The 15988-nt window shown below is 68.5% G+C and carries 17 protein-coding genes; 8 read left to right on the forward strand and 9 right to left on the reverse strand.

Going from position 1 to position 15988, the window contains the following annotated elements; all coding sequences use genetic code 11:
• Window positions 1-5: 5 nt before the first annotated feature.
• Window positions 6-974 (reverse strand): acyltransferase family protein, encoded by a 969-nt coding sequence (locus M2351_RS12740; RefSeq protein ID WP_264656421.1) that lies wholly within the window; start codon window positions 972-974, stop codon window positions 6-8.
• Between the two features lie 453 nt (window positions 975-1427).
• On the opposite strand from M2351_RS12740, the gene M2351_RS12745 reads away from it, so the two are divergent.
• The 4 genes from M2351_RS12745 to M2351_RS12760 all read left to right on the forward strand — a co-directional run bounded on the left by M2351_RS12745 (window position 1428) and on the right by M2351_RS12760 (window position 7184).
• A complete protein-coding gene (locus M2351_RS12745; protein ID WP_264656422.1) occupies window positions 1428-4490 on the forward strand; it encodes a transglycosylase domain-containing protein in 3063 nt (1020 codons plus the stop codon).
• A 262-nt stretch (window positions 4491-4752) separates the two neighbouring features.
• Window positions 4753-5682 carry a dienelactone hydrolase family protein gene (locus tag M2351_RS12750; protein ID WP_264656423.1) on the forward strand — a complete coding sequence of 310 codons (930 nt, stop codon included), beginning with the start codon at window positions 4753-4755 and terminating at the stop codon, window positions 5680-5682.
• Window positions 5683-5742: 60 nt separating this feature from the next.
• Window positions 5743-6537: a 2OG-Fe(II) oxygenase gene (locus M2351_RS12755; protein WP_264656424.1), complete on the forward strand. Its 795-nt coding sequence runs from the start codon at window positions 5743-5745 to the stop codon at window positions 6535-6537.
• Window positions 6534-7184: a hypothetical protein gene (locus tag M2351_RS12760; protein ID WP_264656425.1), complete on the forward strand. Its 651-nt coding sequence runs from the start codon at window positions 6534-6536 to the stop codon at window positions 7182-7184. Before M2351_RS12755 ends, M2351_RS12760 begins: the two co-directional genes overlap by 4 nt.
• A gap of 61 nt (window positions 7185-7245) precedes the next feature.
• Here the strand turns inward: M2351_RS12760 and M2351_RS12765 are convergent, their stop codons facing one another.
• The 4 genes from M2351_RS12765 to M2351_RS12780 form a co-directional block, all read right to left on the reverse strand.
• Window positions 7246-7503, reverse strand: coding sequence for a hypothetical protein (locus M2351_RS12765; protein WP_264656426.1), 258 nt, complete (start codon window positions 7501-7503; stop codon window positions 7246-7248).
• Window positions 7504-7591: 88 nt separating this feature from the next.
• Complete coding sequence (locus M2351_RS12770) at window positions 7592-8230, reverse strand: hypothetical protein (RefSeq protein WP_264656427.1); 639 nt, start codon at window positions 8228-8230, stop codon at window positions 7592-7594.
• A gap of 231 nt (window positions 8231-8461) precedes the next feature.
• A complete protein-coding gene (locus M2351_RS12775) occupies window positions 8462-9262 on the reverse strand; it encodes an anti-sigma factor family protein (RefSeq protein ID WP_264656428.1) in 801 nt (266 codons plus the stop codon).
• Complete coding sequence (locus M2351_RS12780) at window positions 9252-9833, reverse strand: sigma-70 family RNA polymerase sigma factor (protein ID WP_264656429.1); 582 nt, start codon at window positions 9831-9833, stop codon at window positions 9252-9254. The genes M2351_RS12775 and M2351_RS12780 overlap by 11 nt, the downstream gene beginning before the upstream one ends.
• 198 nt (window positions 9834-10031) lie before the next feature.
• Here M2351_RS12780 and M2351_RS12785 point away from each other — a divergent pair, with 198 nt between their 5' ends.
• From M2351_RS12785 to M2351_RS12795, 3 genes are all read left to right on the forward strand, one after another.
• Window positions 10032-11006 carry a metallophosphoesterase family protein gene (locus M2351_RS12785; protein WP_264656430.1) on the forward strand — a complete coding sequence of 325 codons (975 nt, stop codon included), beginning with the start codon at window positions 10032-10034 and terminating at the stop codon, window positions 11004-11006.
• Between the two features lie 31 nt (window positions 11007-11037).
• On the forward strand, window positions 11038-11385 hold the full coding sequence (locus tag M2351_RS12790; RefSeq protein WP_264656431.1) for a cupredoxin domain-containing protein: 348 nt from the start codon (window positions 11038-11040) through the stop codon (window positions 11383-11385).
• A gap of 97 nt (window positions 11386-11482) precedes the next feature.
• Window positions 11483-11707 carry a hypothetical protein gene (locus tag M2351_RS12795; RefSeq protein ID WP_264656432.1) on the forward strand — a complete coding sequence of 75 codons (225 nt, stop codon included), beginning with the start codon at window positions 11483-11485 and terminating at the stop codon, window positions 11705-11707.
• Between the two features lie 3 nt (window positions 11708-11710).
• Here M2351_RS12795 and M2351_RS12800 read toward each other — a convergent pair whose 3' ends face one another.
• Complete coding sequence (locus M2351_RS12800) at window positions 11711-11920, reverse strand: hypothetical protein (RefSeq protein ID WP_264656433.1); 210 nt, start codon at window positions 11918-11920, stop codon at window positions 11711-11713.
• Between the two features lie 138 nt (window positions 11921-12058).
• On the opposite strand from M2351_RS12800, the gene M2351_RS12805 reads away from it, so the two are divergent.
• On the forward strand, window positions 12059-12421 hold the full coding sequence (locus M2351_RS12805; RefSeq protein ID WP_264656434.1) for a hypothetical protein: 363 nt from the start codon (window positions 12059-12061) through the stop codon (window positions 12419-12421).
• Window positions 12422-12544: 123 nt separating this feature from the next.
• Here the strand turns inward: M2351_RS12805 and M2351_RS12810 are convergent, their stop codons facing one another.
• The 3 genes from M2351_RS12810 to M2351_RS45065 form a co-directional block, all read right to left on the reverse strand.
• Entirely contained in the window at window positions 12545-12982 is a 438-nt protein-coding gene (locus M2351_RS12810; RefSeq protein ID WP_264656435.1) for a response regulator, read from the reverse strand.
• Between the two features lie 420 nt (window positions 12983-13402).
• Window positions 13403-15517, reverse strand: coding sequence for a TonB-dependent receptor family protein (locus M2351_RS12815; protein WP_264656436.1), 2115 nt, complete (start codon window positions 15515-15517; stop codon window positions 13403-13405).
• 42 nt (window positions 15518-15559) lie between these two features.
• Window positions 15560-15979: a DUF2946 family protein gene (locus M2351_RS45065; RefSeq protein ID WP_406567381.1), complete on the reverse strand. Its 420-nt coding sequence runs from the start codon at window positions 15977-15979 to the stop codon at window positions 15560-15562.
• Window positions 15980-15988: the final 9 nt, after the last annotated feature.

Here is a 15988-nt window from a genome sequence, read left to right on the forward strand (position 1 = left end):
CCCCCTCATACCTTCCCCACCAGCGCCACCTTCGTGATCGGCTTCTGCGACGCCAGGGCCTCCAGCAGCATCGGGCCGGCGATGCCGGCGATCAGCGCCGCGAGGAACAGCGCCAGATCCGGCAGGTGCAGGCGTTGCGCCAGGATGCGGGCGCCGGCGGTGAAGAAGGCGTGGTGCAGGTAGATGCTGTAGGAATGCCCGCCGATCCGCCGGAAGAAAGCGCTGGACGGCATCACCCGCAGCAACGCCATCGCCCCGCACATGCCGCAGAGCACCGGCACCGGGCTGCCCCAGGCCATCGCCCGGTGGTCCACCAGCGCCGTCTGGTGCATCGCGATGCCCAGCACCAGCCCGGTCACCGTCAGGCCGATCATCTCCGGCCGGCGGAACAGGTCGGGGAAGCGGGTGAAGGCCACGCCCAGCAGGAAGTGGGGCAGCAGGATCATCGCCTCGTTCACCGAGAAGGGGTTGTCCGGCACGCTGAGCGTCAGGCAGGCGGCGAGCGCCACGGTGAACAGCGCCAGGAAGGGCAGCGGCCGCGTCGTGATCGCAAAGCCGTCCAGTGCCCCGACCAGCAGGAAGATCAGGAACAGCGACTGCAAGTACCAGAAGTGCGCGTAGGAAAAGACGTAGATCCGCCATATCTCCGTCGGCGCGTAGGCCCCGTGCGCGCCGGGGGCCATCGCCTGCATCAGGTAGAACAGGGTGGAGATTGTCACGAAGGGGATCAGCAGCCGCCGCAGCTTCTTGCCGTAGAAGGCCCCCAGCCGATCGCCCGTCGCCGGGCGGAAGGCGTAGACGAGGCCCGACAGGAAGGTGAACAGCGGCATCCGGATCGGCTCGAAGCTGCTGGTCACGTAGCGATACCAGCTATCGTCGCCGACCTGCATCCCCGACCCCGGAACGCCGACCACATGGTAGGCGACGAGCAGGAAGCAGGCGAGGCCGCGCAACTCATTGATGTTGTATGACATCCGGCGTTGGAGCATGCGAACGCGGCCCGGGGAGGGCCTTCCCTTCCTGATTGAGTGGGGATCGTCCGCCCACGAACGGGACGGACTTCCGGAGAATGTGGGGTCTCACCCGTCCGGCCAAGATCACCATTAGGAATTTGAGCGAAATTCGGAAGATACCCGTTCGGCTGTCCCGACCGGCGAAGCGGTTTCGAACAGGCAAACCGCAAGGGTTTGACAGTCTTAACCACACCACTCAGAAGAGAATTCGTGGCATCGGTGCCACGGAACGCCACGAATTGGTGTTACGCCGATTTCGAGGTGGATTCGACAGCCTTGGCGGGAAAGAGTTACACAGGTTATTAACCAACCGACCCCTACATTTCGGCCGCATCGCTGGACGAGGTTCGCCAGCATTTTAACCAATTCGCGGTGGTTTTCGTTGCAATCCGCGAGGGACAGGCTGGAGCCGACATGACTCGGGTGTGGTGGCGCCGTGCAATCTGGGGTTTAGCCTTCGCGGCGACGGCGGCCGGCGTCGGCTATGCCGCGCGGGAGGAGATGAACACCTCGCGGTTGCAGGCCCGGCTGCTGTCCGCCTACGCCCGCGACATGACCTACACCTTGCGCGAAGGGCCGAACCCGGCCGCGCGCACCCCCACCCAGGGCCCCTACAACGAACGCCTCGGCTACATCGGCCTGCCGAGCTATCTGAAGTCGCTGACCGACGACATGTACACGATCGAGATGCAGGCGCAGATCTCGCCGAAGCTCGATTCCTTCATGGCCGCGGGCGGCTTCCCCATCTACCACGAGAAGACGCGGGCCGGCTTCACCCTGTTGGACCGCAGCGGCGCCACCATGTTCTCCGCCCGCTACCCGGAGCGGACCTTCACCAGCTTCGAGGACGTGCCGCCGCTGGTCGCCAAGACCCTGCTGTTCATCGAGAACCGCGAGCTGCTGAACGAGGACGAGCCGCGCCGCAACCCGGCGGTGGAGTGGGACCGCTTCGCCGGCGCCGTGCTGATGCTGCCGGTGCAGTGGCTGAAGCCGGGCTCGCGCTCCCCCGGCGGCTCCACGCTCGCCACGCAGATCGAGAAGTACCGCCATTCCCCCGACGGCCAGACCACCGGGGTGACGGAGAAGCTGCGCCAGATGCTCTCCGCCAGCGTGCGCGCCTACCTTGATGGCGAGGAGACGGGCGCGCACCGCCGCCGCATCCTGGTGGACTACCTGAACTCCACGCCGCTGACCGCGCGGGCCGGCTTCGGCGAGGTGAACGGGCTGGGCGACGGGCTGTGGGCCTGGTTCGGCACCGACCTCGCCATTGCCGAGAAGGTGCTGTCGGAGGAGCCGGCGGACGCCCGCGCGTTGCAGCTGAAGGCCCTGGCCTACAAGCAGGTGCTGAGCCTGCTGCTGGCCCAGCGCCGCCCGTCTTACTACCTGATCCAGGACCGGCAGGCGCTGGAGCGGCTGGCGAACAGCCACCTGCGCGTGATCCAGCAGGCCGGCGTTATCGACGAGACGTTGCGCGACGCCGCCCTGAACCTGACGCTGAAGTTCCGGGACGAGCCGCCGCAGCCGCAAAGCGCCAACTTCGTGGAGCAGAAGGCGACCAACGCCATCCGCGCGCGCCTGCTGTCCATGCTGGGCGTGCCCAGCCTCTACCAGCTCGACCGCACAGACCTGACGGCGGAGAGCACGCTGGATGCGCCGACCCAGCAGCGGGTGGTGGAGGTGCTGGCCAAGTTGAACGAGCCGGCCTTCGCCGCCCAGATGGGCCTGACGGGGGAGCGGCTGCTGGACGTCAAGAACAGCGACCTGTCGAAGATCATCTACTCCGTCACGCTGTACGAGCGCGGGCCGGACGCCAACTACCTGCGCGTCCAGGCCGACAATTTGGACCAGCCGCTGGACATCAACGAGGGCGCCAAGCTCGACCTGGGCTCCACGGCGAAGCTGCGCACGCTGTCCACCTACCTGGAGATCGTGGCGGAGCTGCACACCCGCTACGCCCACTTGCCCAAGGACTTCCTGGCCGACGTGGAGGAGGAGGCGTCCGACAACCTGACGCGCTGGGCCGCCAGCTGGCTGGCCGCCAGCCCCGGCCGCGGCCTGGGCGCCATGCTCGACGCTGCCATGGAGCGCCGCTATTCGGCGAACCCGGGGGAGGCCTTCTTCACCGGCGGCGGTGTCCACACCTTCGTGAACTTCAACCCGAAGGACAACGGCAGCATCATGCCGCTGACGGAGGCGCTGCGGAACTCCGTCAACCTGCCCTTCATCCGCCTGATGCGCGACATCGTGCAGTTCTACATGGCGGAGGGCGGCGACGACTCGACCGACATCCTCCACAACCCCGACCATCCGGCCCGCCAAGCCTACCTCGCCCGCTTCGCGGACAAGGAGGGCAGCGACTTCCTGAACCGCTTCTACAGCAGCTACCGCAAGCGCACGCCGGACGAGGCGCTGACCATGCTGGCAGCGCGGTCCCGTCCCATGCCGCACCGCCTGTCGGTGATCTTCCGTTATGTCCGTCCCGACGCGGGCGTGAAGGAGTTCGGCGCCTTCCTGCGCGCCCGCCTGCCCGACGCCAAGCTGGACGACGGCGACATCGCCTCGCTCTATTCCAAGTACGGACCGGACAAGTTCCCGCTGAACGACCTCGGCTACCTCGCGCGCGTCCACCCGTTGGAGTTGTGGCTGGTCGCCTACCTTCAGAAGCACCCCGACGCCAAGCGGCACGAGGCGCTGGAGGCCAGCGTCCAGCAGCGCCAGGAAAGCTACAAGTGGCTGTTCAAGAAGGGACAGGCGGCGCAGAACACGCGCATCCGCATCGGCCTGGAGGAAGAAGCTTTCCAGCGCATCACCGAGCAGTGGCGCAAGCTGGGCTACCCGTTCGAAACGCTGGTGCCGTCCTTCGCCACCGCCATCGGCAGCTCCGCCGACCGGCCGGCCGCGCTGGCGGAGCTGGTGGGCATCATCCAGAACGACGGCGTCCGCCAGCCGACCGTGCGCGTGAAGAAACTGCACTTTGCCGCCGGCACGCCCTATGAGGCCATCGTCGGCCTGGGCGAGATGCGCGGCCAGCGCGTGATGAAGCCGGAGGTGGCCTCGACCCTGCGCAAGGCGCTGATGGACGTGGCGCAGAACGGCACGGCCAAGCGGGTCTGGGGCTCCTTCAAGGACGCGTCGGGGCAAGTCATTCCGATGGGCGGCAAGACCGGCACCGGCGACCACCGGCTCGACCGCTACGGCCCCGGCGGCCACCTGATCGAATCGCGCGCGGTGAACCGGACGGCGACCTTCGCCTTCTACATCGGCGACCGCTTCTTCGGCACCATGACCGCCTTCGTGCACGGGCCGGAGGCCGACAACTACCACTTCACCAGCGCCCTGCCCGCCCAGCTGCTGAAGAGCATCGCCCCGGCGCTCCAGCCGCTGATCGACCCAGGCGTGACCAAGACAGCCGACAAGACCACCGACACGGCCTCCGACAGGGCCACCGACCGGTCCAAGCCGCGGACGGGGTTGTAGGAGGCGCCAGCTATCCCTTCTCCCCCCTGGCCTCTCGCGCCCGCTTGCGGGCGCTGCCGGCGACAGGCGGCCTCTGGCCGCCGAGAGCGGGAGAAGGTTGGGATGAGGGGGCGGCCGCAGGCCGGAAACGCAGGCTCATTGCAGTGGGTTGACGCCCTTCGGGCGCCCCCTCACCCAAACCCTCTCCCCAGGGGGGAGAGGGCTTTTTCGCGGCCCCCGCCGCGGCTTTGCCGCATGGCGCAGCGGCGGCGAGCGTGCCAGGATGGCGCTCTCTCCACCCGACCGCCGGGCCTCCCCCATGCCGCGCCGCCACCTGTTCGCCCTGGCCATCCTTTGCCTCGCCCTCCTGATCGGAGCCACGGCCGCAAGAGCCGCCGATCCAACCGCCAGTGGCCCTGTCGCGGGCATGGAGCGGGTGAGCTTCGCCAGCCGCGCCGACCTGGGGACGGACGCGCCGCTGGACCTCGTCGGGTATCTCAGTCGGCCGGACGGGCCGGGTCCATTCCCGGCCGCGGTCCTTCTGCACGGCTGCGGCGGCATCCAGCGCAACACGGCGGTCTGGCGCCGCTTCTTCACCGAACGCGGCTACGCCGTCTTCGCGGTGGACAGCTTCGGCCCGCGCGGCGTGAAGGAGATCTGCCACGACGCCGGGGTGGTCACCTGGAGCATGCGCGGGGCGGACGCCTTCGGCGCGCTCGATTACTTGGCGGCGCAACCCTTCGTGCGCGCCGACTCGGTGCTGGTCATGGGCTTCTCCCACGGGGCGGGCATCGCGCTGGACGCCGCCTCCCTGCGCCCGCTGAACGGAAAGCCGAACGAGCGGCGGAGCGATGCTCCCCGTTTCCGGGCGGCGCTGGCCCTGTACCCGGCCTGCGGCTACAAGGTGCGGCAGGAGGCCGATTATCGGATTCCCGTCTTCATCGGCATCGGGGCGGCCGACGACTGGACCCCCGCCCCCGCCTGCGAGACGCTGCTGGCACGCCATCACGGCGCGGCGCCGATGGAACTGCGGCTGTACGTGGGCGCGGCCCATTCCTTCGACAACGTGGACCGGCCGGTCACCCGTCTGCAAAACGTGCTGAATCGGAACAGCCCAGGCGGTCGCGGCGCAACCGTCGGTGGAAGCCCGGAGTCGCTGGCGGCCTTGCAGACCGACTTGGCCCAGTTCCTCGCAGCAGAAACACAGAGATAATCTCCGCCAGTATTCGAATGATAGTTGCACCATGGCTGCCGAACCGTCTAAAAAAGAGGCATGCGATCCCTGCTTTCCGGCGTGACGCCGGCCGACATCCGGCTTGATCCGTACCCGCACGTTGTGAAGACCGACGTGCTGGACGCGGAGACCTACGCGGCGCTCAGCGCGGGCTTCCCGCCCTTCGGCTTGATGGGCTGGGCCAACCCGGACCGGCCACCGCCCAGCAACAGCCGCTACCAGCTGTCCGCTTGGCTCGCGTCGACCATGGACGCCGTGGCGCCGGCCTGGAAGGAGTTCACCCGCTACCACAGCTCCCCAGCCTTTTTCGCGGAGGTGGCGGCGCTGTTCCGCGACCACTGGCCGGACGCGCTGAAGACGGCGCTCGGCGGGTCGCTGCTCGGCCACAGCATGGGCATGGTCCTGCGCGACGACCACGGGACGGCGCGCATCCTCCAGGACGCGCGGGCGGAGATCAACACGCCGGTGACCGCCGGCCCGTCGGTGTCGCGGGGTGCGCATCTGGACACCATGAACCGGCTGTTCACGGGACTGCTCTACCTGCGCCACCCCGACGACGACGCGGTCGGCGGCGACCTCCAGCTGTTCCGCTGGAAGAACGGGCCGATCCCGAATCTGGACGTGTTCCAGTTGCCTGACGACGCGGTGGAGGTGGTGGCGACCGTGCCCTACCGCGCCAACACGATGGTCATCTTCCCGCAGGGCATCGATGCCATCCACGGCGTCGGGTTGCGCCACCCCACTCCGCACACCCGCCGCTACCTGTTCATCAGCGGGGAGATCGCGGAGAACTGGCTGACCCCGCCCACCGCGGCAACCCCGGCCGCGCCATGAAGCTTCTCGTCTACGGGATGCAGTCGAGCGGGGCAACGGCCTTCACCCTGTTCCTCGCCCAGCGGCCGGACTGCCTGGGATTGGTGGACATCCCCAACAGCCACGCGGCCCCGCGGGTGGACCCGCCCATGGACATGGTGGCAAAGGCGGTGGTCACCACCACCTTCCCGCTGGCCGTCCACATCGAACGGTTCCAGCCCGACAAGACCATCCTGCTGCTCCGCGATCCGCGCGACAATTACCAGAGCCTGAAGACCAAGCCTTACGGCAACCTGTCCGGCCCGATCGACGAAAAGTTCCGGTTGATGGACCAGATCTTCGCGGAACGGGCGCAATTCGACGCGGTGGTGGAGTACGAGGATTTCGTCGCCCGCGACCCCGCGGTGCCGGCGCGCGTGTCGGCGCTGGGCTGGCCGGTCGAGGACAGCTTCCACGGCTTCGCCCGGCGGCACGACGCGATCATCGGCGACCTGTGGCGGCACATGCCGGACCTGTTCCAGCGCATGGAGATCGTCTTCGGCAACGTGCAGGGCCGGGAGGTGTCGGAGCGGTTCCGCGACAAGCCGCGCGACGCGGCGCTGGACGCGCATCTGGAAACGCTCTGCCCGTGCCTGCTCGCCCACTACCGGGCGCGCCGGGGCGCCTGAGCCACAAAAAGGAAAAGGGCCCGGCCCCCATTGACGGGGACAGGGCCCTTTTTCCTGTGCCTTACGCCAGGGCGACGGCGTCGCGCGGCAGGGTCGTCGCCTGCGCCGCGACCGGCGGCAGCTCGGCAAGCAGCATCTCCAGCTCGGCCGCGGCGACGTTCAGCGGCAGCTGCGGCCGGCAGGCGCGCAGGGCCTCCAGGGCCACGTCGAACGCCGTTTCGTGCTCGCCCTCCTCAAGCGCCGCGAGGTACGCGTGCGCAACGGTGGCGACTTCCTCCGGCGTCAGGTCGTCAACCCGCAGGGACGTATCGGACAGCATGGCGGCGATTCTCGTACGGAAAAGGACGGAAAGTCGCAGAATACGGAAACATGGTTAACAGATCGTTTCAGAAACCGCCCTATCGAGGTCAGGCCGGCTGGGTGGACGGCTTGGGCTTGGCCTTTCGTTCGGGCGGCGGAGTGAAGGGCTTGGTCGGCGCGCCGTCCGCGCGGGAGGGGTCGAAACTCAGCGACGACAGGAAGGTCCGCGCGTCGGCCAGGGTCATGCGGTTGGCGCAGGCGTGGCCGCGGACCGATTCGCTGAAGCCGGCGGAATATTGCTGCGGACCGCGGTAGGCCACGAAGCCCACGCAGGCCTTGCCGTTCATGGTGAAAGAGACAGCCTGATAGGCCAGTCCACCGGCCTCGATCCGTTCGACCTCCCCCCAGCCGCGCGCGTTGGTGTCGACAATCTTGTTCGTCTTCAGCGTTTCCCGGACGCCCAGATTTTCCACGTGCGTGTGGTTCATCGCCTGGATGTAGAGCACGCCGGACTGCCCCCCGGGGATCTCGAAGTCACGGCCGAAGACGAAGGCGGTGAGCGTCGCACCGTCGGGCGTGACGCGAACACACTTCCCATAGCTCGGCGTGTAGGCGTTGTTCCAGCTGGACTGGATCGGCGACCGGGCGCAATCCATCTCCACCCGTTCGCCCGAGCTGTATCCCGTCGTCTGGCACGCGCCCAGAAGCAGCGTGGCCCCCGCCGCCGAAAAGACCAAGAACCGCATCGCCACTCCGCATCGCTGTTGGACACCGCCGCCGGGCGCTCCTCCGCGCACGGATCTTCACCGGCATGGGTTACTTTACCGCGTATATCTGCGACATAATATTCAAATTCCGGTCATTGGTGATGCTGATCACCGCTTCCACGTTATTGCAGGATGAATGTTCCCGCAAAGCGCGCTGAAAACCGGTCCGCCACGTCCGCAGCGACGCCGTCGGCCACACGCTGAGCGGCATCAGGAGGACCGGCTCGCTTGCGACCACAGCCGCTGAAAGTCCTCCAGCTCCCCGCGGTTGAGGTCGGACACCGCCCACAGCGCAAGGCCTGGGCCGGTCCAGTGCAGGACGTTGTAGCCCTGTGCGCCGCGGAATCGGGGCGCGTCGGCGGGGTCCGCGGGCTCCGGCCAGACGAACAGGTTGATGACATGGCGGGCGCGCCGGTAGACCAGAACGGCCACCGGGCGCCCATCCACATAGTCCAGCCGCCCGCCGGCCAGGGGGAAGCCCTGCTCGGCAAGGTCCGGCACCGGCGGCGACAGGTCGATCCGCCCGTTGAACCAGGGCTTGACCGTGTGCCGGTCGGACGAGGGCACGTCGGTCAGATGGTCGGCCATCAGCGAGCGCAGATGGGCGTCGACAAGATCCCGCTCCAGCGCCGCGTCACGGCCGGGCATGATGACGACCAGCGTCAGCGCCACGGCGAGCGCCGCCGAGGCCAGCGACAGGCCACCGGTCAGCCAAGCCCAGGGCCAACTCCAGGCCTTCCCCCAGGGCCAGCGCCGGACGGGTGCCGGCACCGGGTTTGGCGAGGGCTCGCCTTGCGGAAGGGAGTCCAGCAGGCGCCGGCGCAGCGCGTCCGGCATGGCGAAGCTCTCGCCCCCGACACGAACGCGCCGGACCAGGGCCCGGCGGCGGGCATAAGCCTCCCGGCAGGCGGCGCAGGCGGCGGTGTGGGCCTCCAGCGCAAGCTGCGCCGGCAGGTCCAGCTCCCCGTCGAGGCTGGCGTCGATCAGGCGGCGGGTGTCGCTACAGTCCACGCGGTCCCTCCGTTGCGTTTGTCGCGTCCCATGCCGCCTGCAGCATCTGCCGCGCCCGCGACAGGCGCGACATGACGGTGCCCATGGGCACCCCGGCGATCCCGGCGATCTCCCGGTAGGACAGGTCGTTCAGTTCGCGCAGCACGATCACCTCACGGTAGGCGACCGGCAGGTCGGCGATCAGCCGGTTGACCAGCCGGCGCTCCGCCTCCTTCATCGCGTGGGTTTCCGGGTCGTCGGGCGCGGCCGTCCGGCCGTCCAGGACACAGTCGGGGTCGTCGCCCGGCCCATTCCCGTGCTCTAATCCATGCTCATCCAGGCTGCACAGCTCCGCCGGGCGGTTGGCGCGCAGCCAGTCGTAGGCGGCGTTGCGCACAATGCGCAGCAGCCACGGCCGGGCGTCTCCCGGGCGGCAGCCCCCGAAGAAGCGGAAGGCCCGCAGAAAGGCGTCCTGCATGACGTCCTCCGCGTCGTGATGGTTGCGGGTCAGCCAACGCGCCAAGTTGTACGCGGCGTCCAGATGGGGCAGCACCGTGTCCTCGAAGCGCGTGGCTTGGCGGCTGTTCGGCAAGGGCGGCCCCCCGGTCTGTACGGCGGCTTGGCGCCGGCTCTCCCCTGTCCTACCGGGATCGGCGCGCGCTTATTCCCTCCCCTCCACGCTAGCGCAGGCGCCGCCTCCATCCCAGCGATGCAAGAGAGGTGGAATATTCCGCGGCCAGCGCCGGTAGGACCGGGTGCGATGTTCGCAAACCCGCAAGGAGGATCGACCATGACCCGGATCGAGAAAGCGTCGCGGACCGACCAGGAGCAGGGACTCAGCCGGCGCACCGCCCTGTCCTGCATGGCCTGGGTGGGAACGGGGGTGCTGTGGACGGTGGCGGGCGGCGTGCCGCGCTCCCTTGGTCTCATTGGCGACGCGGCAGCGGCGCCCCCCGGCGGATCCACGCCCAACAGCTTCACCTTCGTGCAGGTCAGCGACAGCCACATCGGCTTCAACAAGGAGGCCAACCCGGACGTCGGGGCGACGCTGCGCGCGGCGATCGACGGCGTCAACGCCTTGCCCGTCCGGCCCGCCTTCGCCGTCCACACCGGCGACGTCACCCACCTGTCGAAGCCGGAGGAGTTCGACACCGCCGCCCAGCTGCTGGGCGGCCTGAAGACCGGCGCCCTGCATGTGGTGCCGGGGGAGCACGACGTGCTGGACGATACCGCCACCGCCTTCCGCGAGCGCTACGCCCCGCGGGACGCCCGGGGCAACGGCTGGTACAGCTTCGACGAAGCCGGGGTGCATTTCCTGGCGCTGGTCAACGTCATGGACCTGAAGGCCGGCGGCCTCGGCAACCTCGGGGAGGAGCAGCTGGCTTGGCTGGAGGACGACCTGCGCGGGCGCGCGGACAGCACGCCCATCGTCGTGCTGGCCCACATCCCGCTGTGGTCGGTCTATCCCGAATGGGGCTGGGGCACGGCCGATTCGGAGCGCGCGCTGGCCGCGCTGCGGCGCTTCGGCTCGGTGACCGTGCTGAACGGCCACATCCACCAGGTGATGCAGAAGGTCGAGGGCCGCATCGCCTTCCACACCGCCATGTCCACCGCCTTCCCGCAGCCGGCCCCCGGTTCGGCGCCCTCCCCCGGGCCGATGAAGGTACCGGCGGACCAGTTGCGGCGCATGCTGGGCGTCAGCCGTGTCGAGTATGTGCCCGGCACGGCGCCCCTGGCCCTCGTCGACACACCGCTCATCGGATGACCATCGTTGAATGACATGGGGAGGCATGGACATGACCATCGTCCGACGCATGGCCGGGGCGCTGCCGGGCGCCGCCCTCGCCCTCGCGCTCCTTGCCGCGGCACCGCCACAGGCGCGCGCGGCCGGGCCCGTCGAGATACGGATCGACAACTTCACCTTCAACCCGCCGGTCATCACCGTCCCGAAGGGAACCGCGGTGACCTGGCTGAACGCCGACGACATCCCGCACAAGCTCGCCGGCAGCGACCGGCCCTGGAAGTCTCCGGTGCTGGACACCGACCAGCGCTTCTCCATGACCTTCGCGGAGCCGGGGACCTACCCCTACTTCTGCTCGCTGCACCCGCACATGACCGGCACGGTTGTGGTGACGGCGGAGTGACAACGCCGGCGGCCGACCGTATCGTTCCGTCAGGATGTCCCTGACAGGCGATACGAGCATGAGCACTTCGGCGGAATCGTCCACGAGCGAATGGGCCATGCGCGAAAGGTTGGCGCGGTGGATCAAGACGGCGGCCCCCTCGGTCGCGTCCGGCGCCGCATCGCCGGAGGAGGTTCTGGACGCGCTTCTCGACGTCATGCAGTCCGCCCCGGACGGCGCTCTGGTCTATGAGGCCGGCCGGGCCGAACTGCCGTCCCGCAGCGCCGCGGAGGCGAAGGCCGTCTTCAACGCCATGGTCGAGGCGATCAAGGCCGGGGCGTGACCATCAGGCCCCACCGCCGAGCCCCCGCCGCCCCCATCGGTGCCGTTCGATCGGCCCGCTGCGGGCACTGTCTTTCACCGTCTCGCTGACGCCGCCCACCGTGCGCTGCATGTCGGTGGACGAGGTGGTGTCCGTCGGCGGGATGGTGAAGGGCGGCGTGGCGAAGAGAATCCATGTGCCGTCGGCGCTCACGCCGGTGACGGCAGCGTTCAACTGGCTGCCGTCGGCGACGGCACCGCCATTTCCAATGCGGTGTGGACCGGCTCACAGCCGGGCTGGGCGGCTGCGGGTAGGGTCTGGTCATCGACAACGCCGGGGCGCGGGCCCTGGCCTCACACCCAGGAGACCACCATGATCCGCACCTCGCTGCTCGCCGGTTTCGCCACGCTGGCCCTGCTGTCCGCCCCGGCCATGGCGCAGAACATCACCAGCCTGAACAACACCGCCGCGGGCGTCGGCAACGTCGCGGTGCAGAACGCCTTCACCAAGCAGAAGGGTGGCGGCTTGCTCGGCGGCCCGAACATCATCAACATGAACAACACCGCGGCCGGCGTCGGCAACCTCGCGGTCCAGAACGGCACCGTGATCCAGAAGACCCCGAAGGTCGGTCCTCTCGGCGTGCCCTTCGGCGGCGGCAACCAGTTCCAGGCCAACAACCTGGCCGCCGGCATCGGCAACTTCGCCAAGCAGAACGCCTTCGGCATCCAGAAGTAACGCAGCACCCCTCACGCCCTACGCTCTTTCCCTGGAGCCCAGACCGGCCCCCGTCGGTCTGGGCTTCCGCGATTCTCGGCTCTGCAACTCCAGAAGGCAAGGCGGTGAAACTGTCCCAGAGTCTCAGCTGAGAGCTAAGTTCAACGACGATGGGACAGCGCTACTGGCGCGGTTTTCTCGGTCTGTCGTGATCGACAAGGCCAGCAGGGACCGCAAGGCGCTGAACAGTTGCGCGTCGCTGATGGGCTTGCTGATGCACATGGTTGGGCCGCGAAACTCGTCCAGCGTGCCGCGCTCCAGCGTTCGCCCGGTCATGATAACGACGGGGAGATTTGGGCGCTTGGCTCTCAGACACCGGATAAGGTCCATTCCATCCAGCCGCGGCATCTGAAGATCAGTCAGCAGTATATCCGCCTCATCACGGGCATCGGCTTGAATAGCCCTCCAACCATCATGAGTTATTGTCGCACGATATCCAGCTTTTTGAAGATCGAATGAAAGAGACAAGGCGCACAAGACTTCATCTTCTGCAACAAGGACGTGCGGCACGTTTTTTTTCACTAACGCCTCCCACCCTGATTTGCTGCTGGAGCGTACGTCCCCGCAGTGCAACAGGGAAGTGATTTCGGCCGGTCCGGAAGCTGGTGCACGGCCGTTTCCCCGGTACCTCTACGTCAACTGACCTTCAGTGTGTGTGGCGGGCACCCTCGGATTGGATAGGCCTTCGAGAGCGATGAGCCATGGCTCATACCAAGCCTCAGCTGTCATAGCCGTTGAGCCCAACCCCATGCCATTGGGCTCATCATCCATGATTGACCGGCCTCGCGCGCCACTTGGATAAGGCTGTTCTGACCGGTGTGGCCCAATTGCCGCTGGCACCTTGGTCCCGGTCCCGCTCGTCCACCGGGATGTCCGGGAGACCCACGGACTGCCGTTTTGCCGAAAGGGCCCGGCACCAACCGGGCCCTGTTCCCCCTACCCTCAGAATGTCGCGCGGACGCCCGCGTACACGCTGCGCCCTTCACCCGGATAGAAGATCTGGGTGCCGGCCTTGCGGGCGTCGGTGACCGTGCTGATGTCGCTGACGTAGTGCTTGTTCGTCAGGTTGCGGGCGTCGACGAACAGCAGGACGCCGTTGGGCAGTTCGACACCCGTCTGCAGCCCGAGCAGCGTGTAGCCCGGCGCGCGCAGCGTGTTCGCCTGGTCCGCCCAGGCGCCGGTCGGCACCCAATCCACCGTCGGCGTGACGTAGAACCCGTCGGGCCGGCTGTAGGTGAGCGTGGTGCGCAGGACGTGCTCGGGCGCGCCGGCGATGGTGTTGTTGCCGTACTGCCGGTCGTTGCGGAAGGTGAAGTCGTTGAAGGTCCACACTTGACCGAGGACAAGCTTGTCGCCGGCGCCGGGCCCCGACACATCCCGCACCACGTCGGCGCGCGCGCCGAACTCAATGCCCTGGTGCAGCGTGCGCCCGGCGTTGAAGGTGGCTGCCGGGATGTCGGGGTTGGTGGTGAACTGCAGCATCTCGCCGCGCAGCATCGAGCGGTAGGCCGTGACGTCCCAGCCGAAGCGCCCGACGTCGCCGCGCGTGCCGATCTCCGCGGTCCAGGCGTGCTGCGCCTGCAACGGCACGAAGCCCGGCCGCCCGTTGGCCTGCGTCTGCGTCAGGTCGCCGAAGTCGGGCATGTCCTGGCTGCGCGTGACGTCGGCGAAGACCTGGACGTTCGCCCGCGGCTCCCACAGCACGCCGATCTTCGGGTTCACGCCCGCGTAGGTCTGGCTGGAGTCGCGGCGCGGGTTCCATTTGTCGGTGAACTCCCGCTCATTGCGCAGGACCTTGGCGCCGGTCATCAGGGCCACGGTCGGCGTCAGGAACAGCCGGTTCTCCGCATAAGCCTCGACGTTGCGGGCGTCCTGGCGGGTGTTGGCGGTCTGCGCGCCCCGGCTGCCGGCGACGTTGACGAACTGCAGCGCCGTGGTGTTGCCGGCGAAGGCCCGCGCGCCGACGATCAGGTCGTCGCGCATGCCCCCGACCGTGAAGGAGGTCGAGTAGCGCGGCGCCACGCCGTAGGTCCAGCCGTCCTGGTCGATGACCTGGAAGATGGGGTGGAACAGCTTCTTGTGGATCGCCCACGTGTCGACGTCGACCTGCCCACCGTCGAGATGGACGGTGGTCCGGTTGGCCACCCGCTCCGTCCAGGTCATGCGCGACTGGTTCCCGGCGACCGCGCTGGGCGCCGCCTTGGTCGGGTTGTGCAGCGCGTCGCCGAGGCTGAGGGCGCCCGGCAGCTGCTGGTCGACGATGTAGGCGCCGACGTAGAAGCGCGTCTCCACGTCAGGGTTGAAGCGGTAACCGACGTTGCCGTTGATCAGCTCGCCCTGCTGGCGCGAATGCTGGCGGAAACCGTCGGCGTGGGTCACCGTTCCGCTGATCAGGAAATCGGCGTCGCCGAGGTCCCGCGAGACCTGTCCGCTGGCCCGCGCCGTGCCATAGCTGCCGCCCTCCAGCCGCAGGATGTTGGGCGCCACCGCGGTCCGCGCCGTCGGCGTCACGAAGTTGATGGCCCCGCCGAGCGTCGAGGAGCCGTAGGCCAGCCCGTTGCCGCCGCGGAACACCTCGGTGTAGCGCAGGCCCAGCGGGTCGATCTGGTAGAAGTCGCCGCTGCCGTCGGCGAGGTTGACCGGGATTCCGTCCTGCAGCACCTCCAGGCCGCGCAGGTGGTAGCCGCGGGCGAGGCCGGATCCGCGCACCGAAAGCCGAACCTCCTGGCCGTAGCGGCTCTGAACGAAGACGCCGGGCGTGTCCTGAAGGACATCGCGCAGGTTCCCGGCGTTGCGGCCCTTGTAGGACTCGCTGTCCACGAATCCGACCGAGCCGGGCGTCCGGTTCAGGTCCTCGCGCGCCTGCTCGGCGGTCGGGGCGGTCAGGGAGCCGGCGGCCTGCGCGTTGATGGTCAGCGTGTCCAGCGTGATCGGCTTGTCCGATGCGGGCGATGGGGGCGTGGCGGTCTGCGCCATGGCCGGCGACAGCGCGGTGGTCATCATGAGAAGCGTGGCAAGCGCGATGGCGCCCGTGCCGATGTTTTGGGTACGAGTCACAAGAGGTCTCCCCTCGGGCCGGCGGCAGCGCCGGCCGATGATTCACGTCGACGATGATGCGAAGGCGTGGGGAGGACCCGGCGGGGCACGGGCGTTGGGACGGCGGCCGCGTGGACGGCGGCGTGGGAGGGGCTTCGCGGGAACCGCCCGAAGCTGATACCTTCGCCATGGGCGCGGCACGGCGACATCCGCCGTGAGCAGCGTTGCCGGCGCCGTGCAGCACACTTGGCACGCCAGACAGGGCGCATGGTCGTGCCGCGCGTCGGGCGCGGTCGGCGGCGGGCTTTCGCCGCCCCCTTCGTGCACACACATAGCCTCCGCCGCGACCACCTGGGCCATCCCGGCCGCCAGCATCGCCACGGCCTGCCGCGGCACCTGAACCAGGAGCAGAAGCAGGCTTGTGGCCAGCACGACGGCGAGCGTGGCGGTCCAGCGCGGAAGGGGGCGGAGGCGGCGCGTCATGCCAGGGGC

It is taken from the genome of Azospirillum canadense, assembly GCF_025961225.1.
Taxonomy (GTDB): domain Bacteria; phylum Pseudomonadota; class Alphaproteobacteria; order Azospirillales; family Azospirillaceae; genus Azospirillum; species Azospirillum canadense.